Source organism: Thermoplasma sp. (assembly GCF_023256435.1).
In the GTDB taxonomy this organism is placed as follows: domain Archaea; phylum Thermoplasmatota; class Thermoplasmata; order Thermoplasmatales; family Thermoplasmataceae; genus Thermoplasma.
In genome coordinates this window covers 1-18,169 of the sequence record NZ_JAGDXM010000022.1, presented here as the reverse complement: position 1 = coordinate 18,169, position 18,169 = coordinate 1, and the positions used below count along the sequence as shown (strand labels likewise).

Below are 18,169 nucleotides of genomic sequence, written 5' to 3'. Positions count from 1 at the left end.
ATGCTAAATCATTCTATAAATGTGATCCAGACTTTCTACGACGTTTTGAGATACAGCGTCTGCGTAACAGATTGATCGTGCTGATTGAAGCCTCAAACCATAGGCCCGGGAACGAAGAAGACTAGATGGAAAAGTTTTAAGATACGTGCATTTATACTTCAGGTAGATGAGAGAGGAGATAAAGAGCGAGGTAATCGAGGTTTCCAGAAAGATCTATAATTATGCCGAGCTTGGAAGCCAGGAATACAGAAGTTCAAAGCTTCTTGCAGAACATCTTTCCAAGCATGGTTTCACAGTCGAGATGCCCTATGGGGAGATGGAGACCGCCTTCAGGGCTACCTGCGATAGGGGTGGCCATGCCGTTGGATTGCTTGCGGAATACGACGCCCTTCCAAACGGACACTCATGCGGGCATAACCTGATAGCCGCTTGGGCCTTTGGAACAGCCGTCACACTTTGTGAAGACTTCGGAATGTCGGTAACGGTTTTCGGAACACCGTCTGAAGAAGGTATAGGCCCATACGCTGGAAGTAAGGCAATTCTTGCTGAAAAGGGCTTGATCAGAGGCATAGACTTTGTCATAGGAATGCATCCTGACGACAGATGGGCCGTGGGTTCAGTGTCTCTGGCCGATCTCACAATAGAGGCCGAGTTCATAGGGAAAGCCTCCCACCTTCTCGGGCCAGATTTCGGAATAAACGCACTGGCACCGGCCGTTGAAACATATATCGCCCTCAACAACCTCAGATCCTCAATATCGGATCTGAAGAGACCAGTTATAGGTATGATAATAAAGGAAGGGGGAAAGGCTTCGAACGTTATTCCTGACCGATCTCTGATGGAGATCGATCTGCGGTCTTCTAAGCGCAGCTATCTGGAAGATCTGGCTACGAGAGCAAAGGAAACCATAGAGAGCATAGCCAGGATACACGGCTGTGATCTCAGGATGAAGGATCTTACTCCGGTTTACGATGAGTATATCAGCAATGAAGCGATAGATAATACGCTGGAGGAGGGACTCAGATCCATCGGAATAAATCCAGTGAATATCCACAGGATAAGCGAGCCTGCCATGGGGAGCACAGATGAGGCAAACATAAGCCATGTGATTCCCACAGGCCACATCGACGTGAAGATAGTCCAGCCATCCATACCGGCGCATACGGAGGAGTTCAGGCTGGCAGCTGACCCAGAGAGGGCAGCCGACGCTCTGTTCAGGGCAATAGATGCCACTGTGGTGGCCACACGCAAGATCCTGATGGATCGCGATCTGCTGAAAAGAATCAAAAACGAATTCAAGGAGGCGTTGAGATGAGGATAAAACCACCAAGACTGAAGGAAGGAGACGAGATAAGGATAATAGCACCGGCAAGTGCACCTGATATGAAGAACCTCTCCAGATCAATATCTAGGCTCAAGAAATCTGGGTATAAGGTGACCCTAGGCAGAAACATAAAAAAACTAATGCAGATGAACCAGCTTGCAGCACCAGATACAAGCAGGAGAGACGAGCTCATGGAGGCATTTCTGGATGATCATGTCAAGGCCATATTCTGTGCCAGAGGCGGCTATGGATCCATACATATACTCCCGCTTATAGACTATGACGCTATAAGAGAACACCCGAAGATATTCGTGGGATACAGCGATATAACCGCGCTTCATCTGGCCCTAAACACAAGATCTTCACTCATAACGTTTCACGGCCCGATGCCTGCAGCCGATCCAGATGAGTTTTCTAAATCCAATTTCAAAGACTTTATCGACATACTGAAGGGAGAGACCACACATCTCAACTCCAATGTGGAGAGGATAGTCAGGTATATAATACAGGGCAAGGTGGAAGGACTAAGCGTTGGTACAAATCTCTCGGTCTTTGCGTCTCTGATCGGTACAGGTTACCTTCCAGATTCACAGGGAAAGATACTGTTTGCCGAAGACACCGGTGTTACTTCTGGTGATATAGACAGATATCTATTTACCATGAAACTGGCTGGCATACTTGATAAGTTCGATGGATTCGCATTCGGTGAATTCAAAAGCTATGTGGATCCGGAGGATCCGATGCCATTTGTCGAGGATATCATAGAGATGTACATGAACTCGCTGAAAAAGGTATCAATATACGGCCTTCCGTTTGGACATGGCGAGGATCAGATGCTCATACCGCTCAACGCAAAGGTCAGGATATCCTATGAAGAACCATACGTTGAACTTTTGGAAAATGTGGTTGACTGAACAATTGAATTATTGAACTTTCTTTCTGCCGTTCAGCCTTGGTTTTGGTATTATTACAACAAGTGCTATTATACCTATAACGAGTAAAGCAAGCCCCCATTCGAACTCTCCTCTGTTTATGCTTGAGATCACAGACTTTATCACAAGCCCGAAAAGGTATCCACCGACTATTATGAATACAACCGCCACAATACCAGTTATGAATTTAGCTGTAAATCTGAATGCCATTCTATCCCTCCATCTTATATCTATTAGTGCGTGGCATCATATCCTTGAGAATCATACTGCAAATTGCCCATTCAAATGTGGCAAAATATATCATCCTCATAAGATGCACGCATAAATATATACTCATACGCTATTTAAATCTTCTTTGACTTAGCATACAAATTCCTTAGGGGCTGGATGCCTCACTACTGCTTTAACAGATGCTAACATTATGCAAATTATTTTAAACTATGCCATATTCTGCATAAGATGGGATGCATCGAATTCCAGGATGTACATAAGAACTTCGGATCCAAGAAAGCACTGGACGGCCTGAGTTTCCAGATAGAATGCCAGGAACGGGTTGCGCTAATAGGCCCAAATGGGGCTGGAAAGAGCACTACACTTAAGATACTTGCTGGTCTTATAAAACCGGATTCAGGCTATGTGAAGGTGGGTAATTATGATCCAGATTCCATTGAAGCCAAGAGGATAATAGGATATCTGCCGGAGGACGCTTCACCGTATCTGACCCTAAGCGTGAGGGAAAACTTGGAGTACATAGGAGCATTGAGAAATACGCAGGATCTTGAGGATAAGGTTGAGTTTTTGCTAAATATGATGGATCTCAATCAATACAGGAACAGCAGAGTCGGTACACTCTCAAGAGGCAACAGGCAGAAGCTGTCAATAGCACTTGCAATAATTCATGACCCACAGATTATGCTGCTGGATGAACCGCTGAACTATCTGGACATTCCGACGCAGGAAAGAATCATCAAATATTTCAACGGAATGAACGCAACTTTCCTCGTTTCTACCCACATAATGTCTATTGCAGAGAGATTCACGAAATACGTGATAATAATAAATAATGGCAAGCTCGTATGGTCAGGAAGCATTGAGGATCTAAAGAATATAAGCAGAGACGAGGAGATGACCGTGGAGAGTGTGATATCCAGGATAATGGAGGGAATATGAGAAAGAGCCTGTTTTCTCTCATACTGCGTACAAGAGTGACCTCAGGTTTCATCGCCGTAATAGGTATATTCCTGATATCGGTTGTATTATCGCTTGCACTCTCCTTCCATTTTGCCAGACCAGTCAGATCGGAATTTCCCTTTTTCGCTGGCATAATAACCTTCATCTCATTCATATTGATGATCGGATCGGCAGCGATATTCAAAAAATCGGACTTCGACTTTCTCTTTACTTCTCCGATCCCGGCTAGAACCCTTGCGATCAACTTCTTCCTTGCATCAATTGTTATCAACTCAATGTATGCATTCTTCCTCATGTATTTTCTCACTTCGCTTGAATATCCAGCATTTATCATTCCGTCAGCGATCGATCTATGGCTTATAATGGTGGCAAACGTATCGTTTGCAAACATGCTCAGAAAGATATATCTGAGAAAGAGACTGATTCTCATAGGAATTATACTTGTCTGGTATCTGATCCCGGGATTCGTGAGTTTTCCTTTCTCTCCCATTTCAACATTTACTGGCTTTCCCATAACGGGAACGGTTATCGATGTGCTGTTTGCATCATCCTTCTTTTTCTATAACTTAATAAGGCCTCCAAAAATAACATACTATTATAGATCAGTTATGCCGGGATCTTCCAATGTCAGGAAATCTATAAGATTTGCTGGAACCACGCCCATAGGTGCCATATACAGATTCAATCTGAGAATGATGGGCGGATCTTCCACCATGAGGCTCGGATCCGTTTCGAAGAACTATGCAGGCAGGATAAACATCGGGATTGGGCTGGTTATCTCCATCATAATCGCTACATTATATGGCATAGGAATACTGCTTACTCCGTCAACAGCAAGATCGATCATCGAAATTTACTATGTAATCTACGCTCTATCGATCTATCCTCTCATAAGGGGTATCGGCTGGATCCAGTCTGAGCGTATATGGCTGGCACTTATGTCAATGCCGGCAACCATATATTTCAGGCATATGGCTATAGCGAAGGCAATATCCACCTTGCTAATTCTTCTGCCTCTTGTTGCGGCCAACATAATTCTATTCGTTATCTATGGTCAGATCATGTTTATGAAAATAGCCATTATAACTCTGTTCATTTCACCATCGGTAACGGTGATGGGCTTCTATCTGGCCGGTATTGTGAATCCTTACCAGATAATAGATATAGGTGAAATACCCTCTTCATCCAGATATTCCGCAAGGAACTTCGTCACCGGTATCGTTATTGCTCCGCTTACAGCTGTAGCAGTAATTGCTGTGTTTATACCTAGTTTTTATATCTATGCATCAATAACCTTTGCCGGTCTTGCATCAGTGCTGATAGCTCTGCCATTCACTCAGAATAGACTTAAGAATTCGATACTCTCCCACAATCTCTTGTAGAATCTTGCGGCAGGAGTGATATCGATCGTATATGAAAAATTTTACTTCGCCTTATGGATTATCGGTGATCATAATTTATGATATGGGCCCGACCGGGATCGAACCGGTGATCTCCGCCTTGTAAGGGCGACGTCGTAACCACTGGACCACGAGCCCGCAGATTGAGAATAGCATCGGAGATAAAAAGATGACGTTTTTCTGGAAAGATGGGCGTCATTAACAGATCTGTCTTCGGATGTCACTCAGCATAATACGTTTATCATCAGCATCTCTCTAAAGTAGAGGCATGAGAAAGTTATTTATCTGATCCGGACAATTCATTGTCATGGACTTCGTGATTTTTGCAAAGAAAAGTGTCCGCTTTCCAGGCAAGCATTCTGCAATGCTGAATGGCCGCCGCATCATAGATATGGTTGCATCAAAGTTAAAGGATCAGGGTAACGTCATTCTATACACAAAGGATCCAGCACTGAGATGTCAGGATTGCCAAGTGGTTCTGGATACAACGGAGGGGATCATAACCGATTCAGTTCTCACCGCATTGGACAGATTTGGTACATTCTTTGCGGTTGCAGGAGATATGCCGTTCATAACACAGGATATCGTAAGCAAGGTGTTGAGGTCTTACAGCGGAAAACCTACATTTCCCGTACACTCTGATGGACTCATAGAGCCCCTCTTCGGCATATATACTGAATCGATATACGACGCGCTGAACGCTTATATAGAGTCTGGAGGGGAAAGCCTGATAGGATTTCTGAGTCTGATAGACATTGAACGCGTACCCATAAGTGAGGAGGAGGAACGTTTCTTCATAAGCATAAATTATCCAGAAGACATAAAGAAATATGCTGATTTGACTGGTAATGCATGAATTTATGTAAATTTATTACATTTTCAATTAATCAATAAGTTTTCAATAAACTATATATAGCTAGAATATGATACATATATCAATGCAGGGATTTACTGATGCCTCCGATATAATAAGATCTTCCGTCAGGGAATTTGTAAGGAGGGAGATTGAACCCATCAGAATGAAGATAGATAGAGATGATTATTTTCCGGTTGATAAGTTCAAGCTTATGGGCAAGATGGGCTATCTCGGTGTGACCATCCCACCAGAATATGGAGGAAGCGGTGCAGGGTATATTGCACAGGCGATCATAGAGGATGAACTTGGATATTCCTCTCCTTCGCTGGCACTATCATATGGTGCGCACAGCAATCTCTGTCTAGACAATATATATAGAAATGGATCAGAATACATAAGAGAGACCTTTGTTCCTATGCTCGCCTCCGGCGAATACATAGGATCTCTATGTCTTACCGAACCTGGATCTGGATCTGATGCTCTCTCTATGTCAACACACATCGAAGAGAAGGATGGTGGGCTGTATCTTTCAGGAAGCAAGATGTTCATAACCAATGCACCATATGCCGACCTATTTCTTGTACATTCCCGGGATGGGGAAGGCTATTCATCAGTCATAGTCCTTGCAGCTGATGAAGGGTTCAGCAGGGGAAGATCACTGGAAAAGATGGGCATGCGCGGATCACCGACAGGTGAGCTGTCGTTCAACAGGATAAAGATAGAAGAGAAAAGGATTCTTGGTAAGAGGGGAGATGGTAAAAGGATCATAATGTCCGGCCTGAACTCTGAACGCGTTATACTATCGTTCATTTTCATAGGCCTGGCGAGACGCGCTATAGATGAGGCAGTTAATTATGCGTCGCAGAGGAAACAGTTCGGTTTACACATCAATGAGTTCGAACTCATACAGGAAAAATTATCCTATATGTATGTGAGGTACGAAGCAAGCCGGATGCTTGCATTCAAAGCTCTGGAAAAACTCCAGTATGATATTATGGATCCTATTGATGCAGCTTCTGCAATAATGTATGCATCTGAATCTGCAGAATACATAGCAAGGGAGGCCATACAGATATTCGGTGGATACGGCTACATAAAGGATACAGGGATCGAGATGCTGTTGAGGGATGCAATACTGGGCCAGATAGGCGCTGGCACAACGGAGATCAGAAAGCGCGTAATAGCAAAGGCGCTGACTAGAATGTACGCTGAAGGCCGAAGAATAGAATAATGGAAAAACCTAAGAATTTACAGAAAAATAGCAAGAAGGTTCAGATACTTATAGAGATATAAAGTGCGTAATGACATTTCAGAATTTATGCCTGGACTGATACCTCTGGTGTGATGCCTGAGTCGTGAGGATATCAGCCATATGTTTTGAATCAGGAAACGCGGCCCATTCCGGGATGAAGGAATATTGGTTTGATCTGGAAATGGGAACGGGACGTATAGATAATAATTTTTGAGAACCATAATTGAATTTCTAGGTAGCAGCCTCAAATACCTTGAAGATAAAATATGTAAAAAATATTAAATATATTTATTCATTGGTACAACTATGTTTTATTACAGGCCATCGGATGAGATCGTATCCAACACAAACCTTGGGAGATTTGCGAATTCACTTGGAATCAGTGTTAAGGATCTGTACAGGAGAGCAGACAATGATCCGGAATGGTTTTGGCCCAGGGTCATTGACGATCTCGGCATTGAGTTCTTCAGAAAATATGATCGCGTAGTCGATCTTTCTGATGGCGTTGAATGGGCCAGATGGTTCACAGGAGGAGAGATAAACATAGAGTTTAATGCCGTTGAAAGATATTCCTCATCAGGAAAGACCGCTATAATATACGAGGCTGAGTCTGGAGAAAACTCAGAATTATCCTATTCTGAACTTAACAGAAAGGTATCCTCACTGGCCTCTACACTCCTTGATCTAGGCATAAGAAAGGGCGACAGGGTTGCGGTCTACATGCCATTCAATGCAAACAGTGCTATAGCTTTTTATTCTATACTCCGCATAGGCGCGGTTGCTGTCCCTATGTTCTCTGGATACGGCCTCAGCGCAGTAAGGGGGCGAATAGAGGATTCAGGAGCAAAACTGCTCATAACGTCAAGATCCTACGAAAGGAAAGGCAAATCCATAGACATGGCGGGAGTTGCAGAGAAGATCAGCATAAAGACAATTATGGACGGAGATTCTGGAAAATTTTACCGCTTTGAGGATGCCGTGAGTGGGAGCAAAAATGTGGAGACCGAGAGGACAGGGAGCGAAGACCCAGCGATAATGCTCTATACCTCCGGTACCACCGGTAAGCCTAAAGGAACGGTGCATGTGCACGGAGGTGCCCTGGTCAATATAGCGAAGGAAGTCAAATACTACATGGATCTTAAGGAGGAGGATGTCCTTCACTGGATCACGGATCTAGGATGGATGATGGGGCCATGGGCGCTCATTGGTACAAACGCCCTGCATGGAACGATACTTCTGTATGATGGGGCGATCGACTATCCTGAGCCAGATAGACTGTTCGACATTGCAGAAAAAAATAGGGTTACTATACTTGGACTTTCTCCGACGGTTGTCCGGATGATAAAATACAGAGGCACGAGAAGAACCTTTGACACTGTTCGTGTATTCGGATCAACTGGAGAGCCCTGGGATGAAGAATCTTGGGTATATCTTTTCAATGTGCTTGGCCGTGGCAGGGCATCCATATCAAACATATCTGGAGGCACCGATATAATTGGATGCTTCCTGGCTTCAAATCCAGCGGTACCGCAGAAACCGAAATGCCTCTACAGGGGTCTAGGTATGAATGCTTCAATATTCAATGATCAGGGACAGGAGGTTTACAACACCGTTGGATATCTGGTTGCAAAATATCCAAGTCCATCCATGACGCGTGGATTATGGAATAATAAGGAGAAATATCTGGAAACATACTGGTCAAGATTTAAGGGCATATGGTTCCATGGCGACTTCGGAGAGATGGACGAGGACGGATACTTCTATCTGTACGGGAGATCAGATGATGTCATAAAGATAGCCGGAAAGAGAGTTGGCCCAAACGAGGTTGAAGATCTCGTTATGCGTGTTGATGGAGTGACGGAATGTGCAGTTGTATCCATACCTGACAGGATCAAGGGTGAGGTCATAGCGGTGTTCTATGTTGGGGATCCGGGGTTAAACGGCAGAATAGAGGAGGCCGTCGAAAACGGAATGGGAAAGCCATTCAGGCCTTCCCATGTATTCCGCATCTCGAAGATACCGAAGACCAGGAATGGAAAAATAATGCGCCGTGTAATAAGATCGGCCTTTTGCGGTCTTCCAATGGGCGACATCAGCAATACGGATGATACCGAAGTAATCAAAGAGATTGAAGATCTGGGAAAAATGACGTTAGACTGAGTGGACAGAATCCCCAGCTAAGGCTTGATGATTTTATCGTTTCTCACAATTCACGATTTCTCGGTCATAAATGAATATATTAAAGATTAAATTAATATATTTCAAGCAAAAAGTATAAGTCATGACAAAAAATCATATAACCATACCGGCACGATACGTTAATATTAGAACGCAATGTTCACATATGAAAATAATACTTTCCGTTGATTCTGAAGAAAAAATACCGATGTCCATAACAGCAGCTACCCATCTGTCGGAGATGCCCGAGACCGAGCTGGTTGAAGTTGTCTATCTCAATGGAGGGATAGCGGCGGTGACCCAGAAGAACAGGATAAAACCTATTCTTGAGAACAAGAAGGTTTCTGTGGTTGCCTGCGGTACATCCATGGAAGCGAGAAATATACAGAAGGACGAACTCGCGCCTGGAGTGGTATATGTTCCGGCTAGCCTGAAGGAAATAATAAAGAGAAAACAGGAAGGCTACATGTATCTGGTGCTTTGAAAAAATTTATTTTATATTTTGCATCTTTCTCTATTTTTAAGATTTTTAAATCCATAGTGCGTTTGAAGAAGAATTATGTTCTGATATTCAACATGTGTTAGTATAAAATGTTCATCTAATAAATAAACCATAAACTTATCATACATTTTCTGAAATACCAATGATCCTCGTCTATACGTATACAATTTCAGATGATTAATTCATAAATATGATTTCTTATCATTATAATGAAAAGATTAACTAATTGGATGCAATATCTAACTATGGACATAGACATAAAGAAAATATTGAAAATGAACAAGAAGGATCAGTCTGCAGCAATGCTTGAGATATTTAACGGCCTGCTCGGAAAAAACGTAGACGAGATTGCCTCAGCAATGAAGGATATGATCATGCAGGTGGACAAAGTCGGTACAGATGCTGAATATATAGGCCTATGTGAAACTAACCTCACCCTTGTTAGGAGCCTACCTGATGCAACAGCAAAGAAAGTGATAGAGGCCAGATTGAAGGCGCAGAAGGAGCTTCCAGAAAAACAGAAAAATAGAGATGCCTCGAATCTCACCAAAGCTTTGAACAATGTCGATAAGGATGGAAAAATTGCATCCCTGATAAAAACTTTGAGTTAAACTCAATCATCTGATATTTTTTGATAGAATATAATATATGATGTTTCATCGAATCTTTATGGCCATAATGATTCTATGATGATCTTTTTCACATTATTCATAAAGATGGGAATATGGGGACACTGGGAGTTGAACCCAGATCTACGGGTCTCTTCCTGGATCATAGTTCCAGTCACTCATCATCAAATCAGATGACCCTGTTTCTAATCATCTCCTGACTGGAGCCCGTCAGGATGCCATTACCCCATGTCCCCCCGTAGCCCATGTTCCGGCAGTGTCAACGGATCCTCCGCTGAATTATGCCGCAGGGTATTTTCTCAAAAAGTGATGTTTGAATCCTATATATCAATTTCGCAGCTGAATCAAAATATGTCTTCTTTCTCATCTTCAATATTCGTCTATCCATACAGCATGGATCGTATATCATCCACAGAGACTTCTCTGAAATCCGAATAGAATTCACTTACAGCCTCAAAATCATATGGCATATCGACGTATACAATATCCACACCTTCCGATCTTATCAAATCGAAGGCATCTTCACTGATGACCGGCACGGCTACCAGCACATTTTTCGTGACGTTCATTTTAATACTTCTGACAGCTGCGACCACTGTTGTCCCGGTTGCAGATCCGTCGTCCACAACTATTACATTATCCCATCTGCCATTGAATACGGAGTTCGCAGATCCAAGTGTCCTGCGAAGTTCTCCAATTTCATCCATGAGCCTGCTGACCGCATACTGTACACTCTCTCTATCTATGCCGGATGAAAACGAGTTAAGATACGGCCTTCTCTCCATACCTTCGGCCACCGCACCAATGGCGAACTCTGGATCCTCAGGGTGACCGATCTTCTTGACTATTATGGTTGTCAATTCACAACCCAGTATTTCAGCCACTGGCCTTGCAGTTATTATACCGCCACGCGCTATGCCTGTAACCGTACACCTTCCGCCTGGCTTGGCTATCCTATCGGCCAGAATTCGCCCCGCTTCAGTTCTATCCCTGAACATACAATCAGGCCTGTATTGACATTACATCTATTATATAGAGAAAAAATACGGATAAATATTTCTCTTCTCAGATCTTTGCCTTCCTGTAAGACAGCGCAGCAAAGATGAAGAACAGTGCCGATAGCACCACTACGATCATAACGTAGATGAGATCGGATCTGTTCAGGCTGGCAAACATCATATCCCTGACGGAATCAACTATGTATGTCAGGGGATTTGCATATGAGATTATACGGAGGCCGATGGGTGTTCTGGTATTGATGGGATAGAATGCAGAGCTGGCAAAATCAAGTATGAAGAAGATGAACATGGTGACCGTATTGTAGGTCTGAATGGTGCGTATGAACACCGAAAGCACCAGAAACAGAGATGTGAATAGTATTGATGACACAAGAAGCACCAGAATGATGAGTATGATGTTCACCACATAATGGATGACGAACCCAGTCAGGAGATATGAAACAAGAAACATCAGCATTGCTCCGCCAACTGAGAATATCATGGATACGTAGATTATGCCCAACAGGTAGTCTATCCTGTGGAAAGGCCCGACCAGCAGCTGTTCAAACATGCCCCAGCGGCGATCAGACCAGAGCATGCTACCACCGATGGATCCTGCTATGAAGGGCTGCATGGCCACGACCCCCGGTGAGAGGAATTGAGCATAACTTATTGAATGCCCTTCAAAGAACACGTTGGGTATCAGGGCCTGAAACATGAGGCCGAGAACTATCAGATAGAATGATGGAAGCCCAATGAGGAACAGCAGAGTTCCCGGATCCGTATTTATTATGAGATTTCTTGCTGTCAACCGCAGAGACGGAGGTATCATGACACCACCTTCAGAAAGACGTCGTCCAGACTACTTTCCTCCACACTGATCCTCTCGATCCTGATGCCTCTCGCCTTCAGATAGATTATGAGATCAGGAAGTATGTCCTCTACGTTTTTGGAAACTATCCTTATCTCATCGTTATCAACTATGACGTCTTCAGGAAATTTTACCTTAAGGCTATTGTAATCAAGTTCCCCTGAGATTATGACATGTATCGTCTTCAGATCTCCGTATTTAGCTTTCAGGTCGGAACTTGTACCCTCAGCGACTATCTTCCCCTTGTTCATTATAGCTATCCTATCGCACAGATAGTCCGCCTCCTCCATGATCTGAGTTGTGTAAAGCACGGTCAGGCCCTTTCTCGCTTTATCCCTTATGTAGTTGAGCACGGACCGCCGCATTATAGGATCGAGACCAACGGTGGGCTCATCCAGGAAGAGCAGATCCATGTCGTGGAGAAATTCCCTGGCCACCTGAAGCCTCTTCTTCTGGCCCCCGGATAGCTCCATCGCCCTGACCTTTCTCAGGGAGGAAAGGTCAAAAACCTCCAGCACCTCCTCTATTCTTGCTTTCAGCACCTCTCTTGGGACATCCCAAAGCATACCGTAGACCTTCAGATTTCTCTCGACGCTTGCAAAATCGAAGGATTCGTTCTGGAGTACAACCCCTATGCGTTTTCTTATCCTTTCGGCATTCTCAGAAACATCCATACCGAGGATTCTGACCTTTCCATAGTGAACTGGGAGTATAGTGGTCATCGTGCGGATCGTCGTGGTCTTTCCCGCACCGTTTTTTCCAAGGAGGCCGTATATTTCCCCCTTTGATACATAGAATGAAACGTCATCCACGACAAAATTCCTGCCATCATAAGTTTGCCGGAGATGATCGACCTCTATCACTTTCTCAAGCACGTATGGTCAGTTTTAGAGAATATATAGAGATTGTCATAGCTTGTGCGGTGTATCTGCGAAACAAGTGAAAATGCTGTGTCCGGGAGTATATGATACATATTCCCACATGCAGATGACCGCAGATTCGCAATGTATTGATCTGGCATCATGAATGATCTGCTGAAGTGCATCACTACCTCATTTAACCGCAGGTTTCATAACAGAGCGATTTACTTTGGATCATTGCTGCTGTGTGGCATTGACACCGAACCGCTCTTTCTCTCCTCCTTGCCCCTTATGAAGGAAAAAATGGCACCTACCAGTATGATCCCGAGTGATACGGCAAGAGCCGTATGTATGCCGTCCAGAAATGATGCAGAAACACCGCCCACGAGATGCCCTACCCCTGCGAATACCTCAAATGCTATGTATCTGGGTATAGATAGCGTGGAAACGGTTATGGCAAGCACGAAAGAGCCCAGCATACCGATGTTGGCCATAGTCCTGAGCAGGCCGGAGGCGCCGCCATACGTCCTGACAGGAGAGCTGGCCATCACGGCGCTGTTATTTGCCGGGAAGAACATGGATGAACCTAACCCGGATATTATCGAAATGGGTATTATGTAATATAGGGGAGTGGAGAGGCTTAGCTGCATGTACATGACTATGGCGACAGCCATCAGCATCATGCCCAAGGTTGCCGGCAGCCTGGCGCCTACCCTGTCCGATAACTTACCGAATACTGGACCTGTGAAACCGCCCAGCACATATCCCGGTACGAGAAGCAGCGAGCTGTCCAGAGGAGAAAGACCGCGAAGCCCCTGCAGATACATGATTATTATGAATGTGACTGCAAGATATCCCAGACTCTGGAGAAAAGCCGCCAATATGGAGAAATTGAAAACCCTATTCTGAAACATGCTCACGGGGAGAAGTGCGTCGCTGTTCGTTCTTTCCAAGAATATGAATATGATTATCATGATGAAACCAAAGAGCAGCAAGGCCTCGTTGATCGCGTCTAAGCCGTGCGAGGTGAAGTCCGTCGCCGCATAAGATAAAGATACTAGGGCAGCCGAAAGTGTTACGACGCCTGGAATGTCCAGATGCGTTGTACGCGTTTCACCATGCCCTATGTATTTCACGGCGAAATAGAACGATATCAGGCCGATTGGAACGTTTATGTAGAAAATGTATCGCCATCCAATGAGCGTTGTTATTATTCCTCCCAGCACTATCCCAAGCGTCGCACCTGAGTTCCATCCCACTGAAGTATAACCATAAGCACGGCCCCTGAGATTTGGCGGAAAGCTGTCCGCTATTATGGATCCGGAGTTGGCCTGCATCATTGAACCTCCGGCCGCTTGCACGAATCTGAATGCGATCAGCGACTCTATATTGGGCGATACGCCACAGAGAAAAGAACCGGCGGTGAAGATCAGCATGCCGCTGTTGAATATGGTCTTTCTGGACTTCATATCGCCTAGGCGCCCGAACTGTGTTGTTGTGACTGCAGCCGTCAGTAGGTATGCAAGTATAATCCATATTGAGATTGACAGTGGCGCTCTGAGGCTATCTGATATGGTGGGCAGCGCTAGTACGACTATCGTGCTGTCGATCGCACCCATCATCACCCCTGCAAGAACTGGTATCAGTACGGCATCGCTCCGCGACAGAGCCATATCAATATTCCTGATATACATCGATTATTAATATGTGTGGTATTTCATTGATGAAAACGATACGCAGAATGTGATTTCATACGTCATTTGACGAAGTCCAATATAGCAAAATATAAATAGCATGCAAGAGTATGATTATCAATGGCAAAGATAGAGATAGATGATGCGCTGTATAGCGAACTGTCTGCTATGGGAGACGTTGAGGATGTTGTTAGGGAGGCCATAAAGAGATACACGAAAGTACCCTCAGTGTATGCAGTGGAGATGTCCGCATACGACAGGTACATATCGAGTTACTTCTGCCACGGAAACGCGGACTGAGACGTTCCCAACTGAAAAATATTTTTATATTCAGCATCTGCGATGGCTTCAATGTTCTGCCGAACGATCCCTTCAACCAGCAATAACTTTCATATATGGTGGTTCAATCAGGTCAACGTCACACTTTAGCGATCAGAGGTGTTTGGTTGAAGAGAAGTTCAAGGGACTGGAAAAAGCGCGGAAAGATGAGATGGAAATGGAGAAAGAAGAGGATTAGGCGCCTCAAAAGAGAGAGAAGAGCAAATAGAATGTGATCCTACAAAAATTCTTTATTCCATCTAATGATGTTTTTCCATGGACGATGATCTTGAGAAATATTTTAAGAATTTTATGAAGGCGATGCCGACCGAGGATCTGTACCTCGAGGCTGTTCGCGATATAGTGAAGGATCTCATAAAGGAATATATAAAGAAGAAGATGAACGAGGACGAGAGCATAAAGAAGGAACTTGCAAATGTATTAGAGGAGTTCATGGAATCGCGCATAAAACAGTATGATGCCATGATAAGCATGGCTAAGATAATAGCGAAGATAGGCCTTGTAAGTGCACCGGAAGGCGTTAAGTCCGAGATGTATGAAGATCTTGTGCGGGTTTTCAAGGATGAGATCGACGCAATAATAAAGAAGACGCTATGACCCATTGTCAAAATCCTTTATTATGACCGATCTGGAATATAGATCGAATAGCGTCAGCTTTGAAGGCTTTGGGTTGAAGTTCATCATCTTCTGGTACTCTGTCTGGGACTGCCATGTTGAAGAATTGACGTATCTTACTCCTTTATAGTTGCCTATGTAATGGGAATGTATGTGCCCGGTTATGAATATATCCGGAACCTCCTCTATGACGTGATAATCAACTGCAGAAGGTATCATGGGCGTATTTCCCCCGTATTTTGGGCTCAGGTGCCTCCTCACAAGTATCGCCTCTATTGCCTTGCCTATGCTATCATAGTTGGCACCGGGTATCAGCTCTATCATGTCGTTCAGAGACATCCCATGATAAACCAGAACGTTCTTGCCCTCCAGCTTCAGATTGTATGGATTTGGCAGGAAGGCCACATTGGGCTCGAAGAGATCGCGGATCTTTGGAGGAAACACCGGCTGTGGCTCTGACAGCCTCACCGTATCATGGTTCCCAGGCATTATGAAGACCTTTATATCTTCAGGGATATCCACTAGATATTCGGCCAACCTTCCATACTGTTCCAGAGGGTTCAGTATCTCCAGATCATTTTCCTGATCTGGATACACACCTATTCCATCAACCACGTCTCCACTCAGTATGAGGTATTTTACCTTTGAAGCGTCATCATCTGATCCAGAGAGCCACCTGACCATATCCTCAAATTGACTCTTCCTGAATGTCTTGCTCCCCACATGTATATCTGATATTGACGCGACGTATACTGGGTCGTGCTTTTCCTCATCGATTATTCTATACGGTATATCAGGCCGGATGATCTCATTTACGAAGATCACAGGATCCTTTGAGGACTGGCTCACACTGCCGATTATTCCGATCACCTCGTCCTCCAAGATTATCTCGTTCACCGGCCCCCTGTCCTTCATCACGATGGCCGTGATCGAATCGTCAAGGTCCTCGATCACTATGCGCTTGTGCCCGTTTTTGGTCATAGAGACCTCAGATACCATGCCGACGACCTTCACTTCACCCTGAGATCTCTTCGCGGTCTTTATACTCACAGAACCGCGCATTGATGAGCTTGAAGTTATGATCTTGCTCAGCTTCTCGTACTTGCTTACGAACATCTTCCTGAAATCCTCTATTGAGGCATTGAAACGGACATCAGGTATGTATACCTCATAATCGTTCTTAATCTTGGGCCTGGAAACATAACGATCCACGTACTTTTCATCAATATAACCATCAGAATTTTTTATAAGCTCCTCTATGAGGGAACTCGATGAGTATTTTATGATCTTATCCAGCGCCTCGGGAGATATCAGTACACCGTTGTTGTTGAAGTACTGGATAAGGCTTGTTCGATCCAGCTGCGACATCTTCTACTTTCGGATGATCCATTTCGAGGATAAATGGATTATCTTTATCCATGGAATTCAAAAGTAATATAATCGACCTGGAAATCACCACGGGATGCAGAAATACGGAGAGCCTGCGTTGTTTTTCTTCATGGCGTTTTTCTGGGGCCTCAACTACATAATGGTGAAATATGCCTACAACTACGACGTTTCCTCATCCATCCTGCTCATGCGGGTTCTATACGCACTGGCATTCTCCTCTGCACTTTTCTTCAGGCAGATAAAGTTTCCCAGAACGTTCGCAGAGCACCTTAAGGTTTTCGTGCTTGCGAACCTTAACATAACCGCATTCTTTTCGCTCTGGTTCTTCGGCGAAACCGGCGTAAGCGCGTCCCTCACATCCATAATAATATATTCCTATCCAATAATGTCCCTTGCGGCTTCCTATTTCCTGCTCAATGATAGATTTGGAAGGGGCAAGGCAACGGGCGTTGCACTTGGCTTTGCTGGCCTGGTGATAATATTCTTAAGATCGGTTGATGTATCCGACTATCTGGATCTCATCATGCTAATACTCGCGGCTCTGAGTTGGGCTCTTGGAACGGTATTCTACAGGAAATTCCTGACTGGATACGATTCTGCCGGCCTGAACACACTTCAGCTGCTGTATGCGATGCCGATCGTTCTGGTGATAGCACTGATCACCGGAGGAATAAACAGAAACCTGATGATCCCTCAGTTTAACCTTATCATGCTGTACATGGGTTCCCTCGGCACCGCGGTGGCTTACTTCATCTTCCTTACGCTCTACAGAAAATACAGGGTGAGTGCCATATCCGCCTACTTTTTCATAGTGCCGGCGATAAGCGTCGTGCTGTCCCTGATCATTCTGCACGAGGGCATCTCCAGAACGATGCTGATTGGATTCGCCATTATGAGCGTTGGTATATACATGTCAGGCAGACTCAGATGAACAAGAACTGCCAAGATCTGGATCGTTCATGAAAACGATCTCATAAGATCTATGATGACAGCCCCAAAACCTATGTGACTTCAGACGAAAATTAAGTATGATAGATCAATACAAGCCTAGATTTAATTATATTTAAAAGAGAAGTTAGGGGTTCGGGGGAAGCTGTAACTCTAAAATGCTTCATCGATGAGATACGCGGACTCCCTTC

19 protein-coding genes and 2 tRNA genes are annotated in these 18,169 nt (G+C 44.4%); 13 read left to right on the top strand and 8 right to left on the bottom strand.

Translation table 11 applies throughout. From position 1 onward, the window contains the following. Positions 1-166 precede the first annotated feature (166 nt). Complete coding sequence (locus tag Q0C15_RS02740) at positions 167-1,315, top strand: amidohydrolase (RefSeq protein ID WP_297215821.1); 1,149 nt, start codon at positions 167-169, stop codon at positions 1,313-1,315. Beyond that, entirely contained in the window at positions 1,312-2,238 is a 927-nt protein-coding gene (locus Q0C15_RS02735; RefSeq protein WP_297215819.1) for an LD-carboxypeptidase, read from the top strand. Before Q0C15_RS02740 ends, Q0C15_RS02735 begins: the two co-directional genes overlap by 4 nt. Before the next feature lie 9 nt (positions 2,239-2,247). Here the strand turns inward: Q0C15_RS02735 and Q0C15_RS02730 are convergent, their stop codons facing one another. Then, positions 2,248-2,466, bottom strand: coding sequence for a hypothetical protein (locus tag Q0C15_RS02730; protein WP_297215817.1), 219 nt, complete (start codon positions 2,464-2,466; stop codon positions 2,248-2,250). A gap of 249 nt (positions 2,467-2,715) precedes the next feature. Here Q0C15_RS02730 and Q0C15_RS02725 point away from each other — a divergent pair, with 249 nt between their 5' ends. Continuing rightward, positions 2,716-3,426 carry an ABC transporter ATP-binding protein gene (locus Q0C15_RS02725; RefSeq protein WP_297215816.1) on the top strand — a complete coding sequence of 237 codons (711 nt, stop codon included), beginning with the start codon at positions 2,716-2,718 and terminating at the stop codon, positions 3,424-3,426. After that, complete coding sequence (locus Q0C15_RS02720) at positions 3,423-4,829, top strand: hypothetical protein (protein WP_297215814.1); 1,407 nt, start codon at positions 3,423-3,425, stop codon at positions 4,827-4,829. The genes Q0C15_RS02725 and Q0C15_RS02720 overlap by 4 nt, the downstream gene beginning before the upstream one ends. 83 nt (positions 4,830-4,912) lie before the next feature. Here Q0C15_RS02720 and Q0C15_RS02715 read toward each other — a convergent pair. Further along, a tRNA-Val gene (locus Q0C15_RS02715) sits at positions 4,913-4,985 on the bottom strand. 169 nt (positions 4,986-5,154) lie between these two features. Between Q0C15_RS02715 and Q0C15_RS02710 the strand changes: the two genes are divergently transcribed. The 5 genes from Q0C15_RS02710 to Q0C15_RS02690 all read left to right on the top strand — a co-directional run bounded on the left by Q0C15_RS02710 (position 5,155) and on the right by Q0C15_RS02690 (position 10,246). Then, complete coding sequence (locus tag Q0C15_RS02710; RefSeq protein WP_110640235.1) at positions 5,155-5,703, top strand: molybdenum cofactor guanylyltransferase; 549 nt, start codon at positions 5,155-5,157, stop codon at positions 5,701-5,703. 82 nt (positions 5,704-5,785) lie between these two features. Further along, complete coding sequence (locus Q0C15_RS02705) at positions 5,786-6,934, top strand: acyl-CoA dehydrogenase family protein (protein ID WP_297215812.1); 1,149 nt, start codon at positions 5,786-5,788, stop codon at positions 6,932-6,934. 327 nt (positions 6,935-7,261) lie between these two features. Beyond that, a complete protein-coding gene (locus Q0C15_RS02700; RefSeq protein WP_297215810.1) occupies positions 7,262-9,115 on the top strand; it encodes an AMP-binding protein in 1,854 nt (617 codons plus the stop codon). A 184-nt stretch (positions 9,116-9,299) separates the two neighbouring features. Next, complete coding sequence (locus tag Q0C15_RS02695; protein ID WP_110640233.1) at positions 9,300-9,617, top strand: DsrE family protein; 318 nt, start codon at positions 9,300-9,302, stop codon at positions 9,615-9,617. A 263-nt stretch (positions 9,618-9,880) separates the two neighbouring features. Next, a complete protein-coding gene (locus tag Q0C15_RS02690; RefSeq protein WP_110640232.1) occupies positions 9,881-10,246 on the top strand; it encodes a hypothetical protein in 366 nt (121 codons plus the stop codon). A 114-nt stretch (positions 10,247-10,360) separates the two neighbouring features. Here Q0C15_RS02690 and Q0C15_RS02685 read toward each other — a convergent pair. From Q0C15_RS02685 to Q0C15_RS02665, 5 genes are all read right to left on the bottom strand, one after another. Then, positions 10,361-10,500: transfer RNA gene (locus Q0C15_RS02685), tRNA-Trp, on the bottom strand. Between the two features lie 144 nt (positions 10,501-10,644). Next, positions 10,645-11,262 carry a phosphoribosyltransferase gene (locus Q0C15_RS02680; protein WP_297215806.1) on the bottom strand — a complete coding sequence of 206 codons (618 nt, stop codon included), beginning with the start codon at positions 11,260-11,262 and terminating at the stop codon, positions 10,645-10,647. Between the two features lie 67 nt (positions 11,263-11,329). Further along, entirely contained in the window at positions 11,330-12,094 is a 765-nt protein-coding gene (locus Q0C15_RS02675; RefSeq protein ID WP_297215804.1) for an ABC transporter permease, read from the bottom strand. Continuing rightward, positions 12,091-13,008 carry an ABC transporter ATP-binding protein gene (locus tag Q0C15_RS02670; protein ID WP_297215800.1) on the bottom strand — a complete coding sequence of 306 codons (918 nt, stop codon included), beginning with the start codon at positions 13,006-13,008 and terminating at the stop codon, positions 12,091-12,093. Before Q0C15_RS02670 ends, Q0C15_RS02675 begins: the two co-directional genes overlap by 4 nt. A 209-nt stretch (positions 13,009-13,217) precedes the next feature. After that, positions 13,218-14,687 (bottom strand): MFS transporter, encoded by a 1,470-nt coding sequence (locus Q0C15_RS02665; RefSeq protein ID WP_297215797.1) that lies wholly within the window; start codon positions 14,685-14,687, stop codon positions 13,218-13,220. Between the two features lie 120 nt (positions 14,688-14,807). Here Q0C15_RS02665 and Q0C15_RS02660 point away from each other — a divergent pair, with 120 nt between their 5' ends. The 3 genes from Q0C15_RS02660 to Q0C15_RS02650 all read left to right on the top strand — a co-directional run bounded on the left by Q0C15_RS02660 (position 14,808) and on the right by Q0C15_RS02650 (position 15,623). Then, positions 14,808-14,987 carry a hypothetical protein gene (locus Q0C15_RS02660; RefSeq protein ID WP_110640227.1) on the top strand — a complete coding sequence of 60 codons (180 nt, stop codon included), beginning with the start codon at positions 14,808-14,810 and terminating at the stop codon, positions 14,985-14,987. A gap of 146 nt (positions 14,988-15,133) precedes the next feature. Continuing rightward, positions 15,134-15,241: a 50S ribosomal protein L41e gene (locus Q0C15_RS02655; RefSeq protein WP_083755854.1), complete on the top strand. Its 108-nt coding sequence runs from the start codon at positions 15,134-15,136 to the stop codon at positions 15,239-15,241. 40 nt (positions 15,242-15,281) lie between these two features. Next, positions 15,282-15,623 carry a nitrite reductase gene (locus Q0C15_RS02650; RefSeq protein WP_110640226.1) on the top strand — a complete coding sequence of 114 codons (342 nt, stop codon included), beginning with the start codon at positions 15,282-15,284 and terminating at the stop codon, positions 15,621-15,623. Here Q0C15_RS02650 and Q0C15_RS02645 read toward each other — a convergent pair. After that, positions 15,618-17,009 (bottom strand): DNA-directed DNA polymerase II small subunit, encoded by a 1,392-nt coding sequence (locus tag Q0C15_RS02645; RefSeq protein WP_201796912.1) that lies wholly within the window; start codon positions 17,007-17,009, stop codon positions 15,618-15,620. The two genes, Q0C15_RS02650 and Q0C15_RS02645, sit on opposite strands and share 6 nt — an antisense overlap. A gap of 94 nt (positions 17,010-17,103) precedes the next feature. Between Q0C15_RS02645 and Q0C15_RS02640 the strand changes: the two genes are divergently transcribed. Beyond that, positions 17,104-17,961 (top strand): DMT family transporter, encoded by an 858-nt coding sequence (locus Q0C15_RS02640; protein WP_297215783.1) that lies wholly within the window; start codon positions 17,104-17,106, stop codon positions 17,959-17,961. Positions 17,962-18,169 lie beyond the last annotated feature (208 nt).

Coding starts and splice junctions, on each gene's coding strand:
- Q0C15_RS02700 (WP_297215810.1), top strand. CDS start 7,262: ATGTTTTATTACAGGCCATCGGATGAGATCGTATCCAACACAAACCTT.
- Q0C15_RS02675 (WP_297215804.1), bottom strand. CDS start 12,094: ATGATACCTCCGTCTCTGCGGTTGACAGCAAGAAATCTCATAATAAAT.
- Q0C15_RS02710 (WP_110640235.1), top strand. CDS start 5,155: ATGGACTTCGTGATTTTTGCAAAGAAAAGTGTCCGCTTTCCAGGCAAG.
- Q0C15_RS02735 (WP_297215819.1), top strand. CDS start 1,312: ATGAGGATAAAACCACCAAGACTGAAGGAAGGAGACGAGATAAGGATA.
- Q0C15_RS02720 (WP_297215814.1), top strand. CDS start 3,423: ATGAGAAAGAGCCTGTTTTCTCTCATACTGCGTACAAGAGTGACCTCA.
- Q0C15_RS02665 (WP_297215797.1), bottom strand. CDS start 14,687: ATGTATATCAGGAATATTGATATGGCTCTGTCGCGGAGCGATGCCGTA.
- Q0C15_RS02705 (WP_297215812.1), top strand. CDS start 5,786: ATGCAGGGATTTACTGATGCCTCCGATATAATAAGATCTTCCGTCAGG.
- Q0C15_RS02660 (WP_110640227.1), top strand. CDS start 14,808: ATGGCAAAGATAGAGATAGATGATGCGCTGTATAGCGAACTGTCTGCT.
- Q0C15_RS02725 (WP_297215816.1), top strand. CDS start 2,716: ATGGGATGCATCGAATTCCAGGATGTACATAAGAACTTCGGATCCAAG.
- Q0C15_RS02680 (WP_297215806.1), bottom strand. CDS start 11,262: ATGTTCAGGGATAGAACTGAAGCGGGGCGAATTCTGGCCGATAGGATA.
- Q0C15_RS02740 (WP_297215821.1), top strand. CDS start 167: ATGAGAGAGGAGATAAAGAGCGAGGTAATCGAGGTTTCCAGAAAGATC.
- Q0C15_RS02645 (WP_201796912.1), bottom strand. CDS start 17,009: ATGTCGCAGCTGGATCGAACAAGCCTTATCCAGTACTTCAACAACAAC.
- Q0C15_RS02695 (WP_110640233.1), top strand. CDS start 9,300: ATGAAAATAATACTTTCCGTTGATTCTGAAGAAAAAATACCGATGTCC.
- Q0C15_RS02650 (WP_110640226.1), top strand. CDS start 15,282: ATGGACGATGATCTTGAGAAATATTTTAAGAATTTTATGAAGGCGATG.
- Q0C15_RS02730 (WP_297215817.1), bottom strand. CDS start 2,466: ATGGCATTCAGATTTACAGCTAAATTCATAACTGGTATTGTGGCGGTT.
- Q0C15_RS02690 (WP_110640232.1), top strand. CDS start 9,881: ATGGACATAGACATAAAGAAAATATTGAAAATGAACAAGAAGGATCAG.
- Q0C15_RS02640 (WP_297215783.1), top strand. CDS start 17,104: ATGCAGAAATACGGAGAGCCTGCGTTGTTTTTCTTCATGGCGTTTTTC.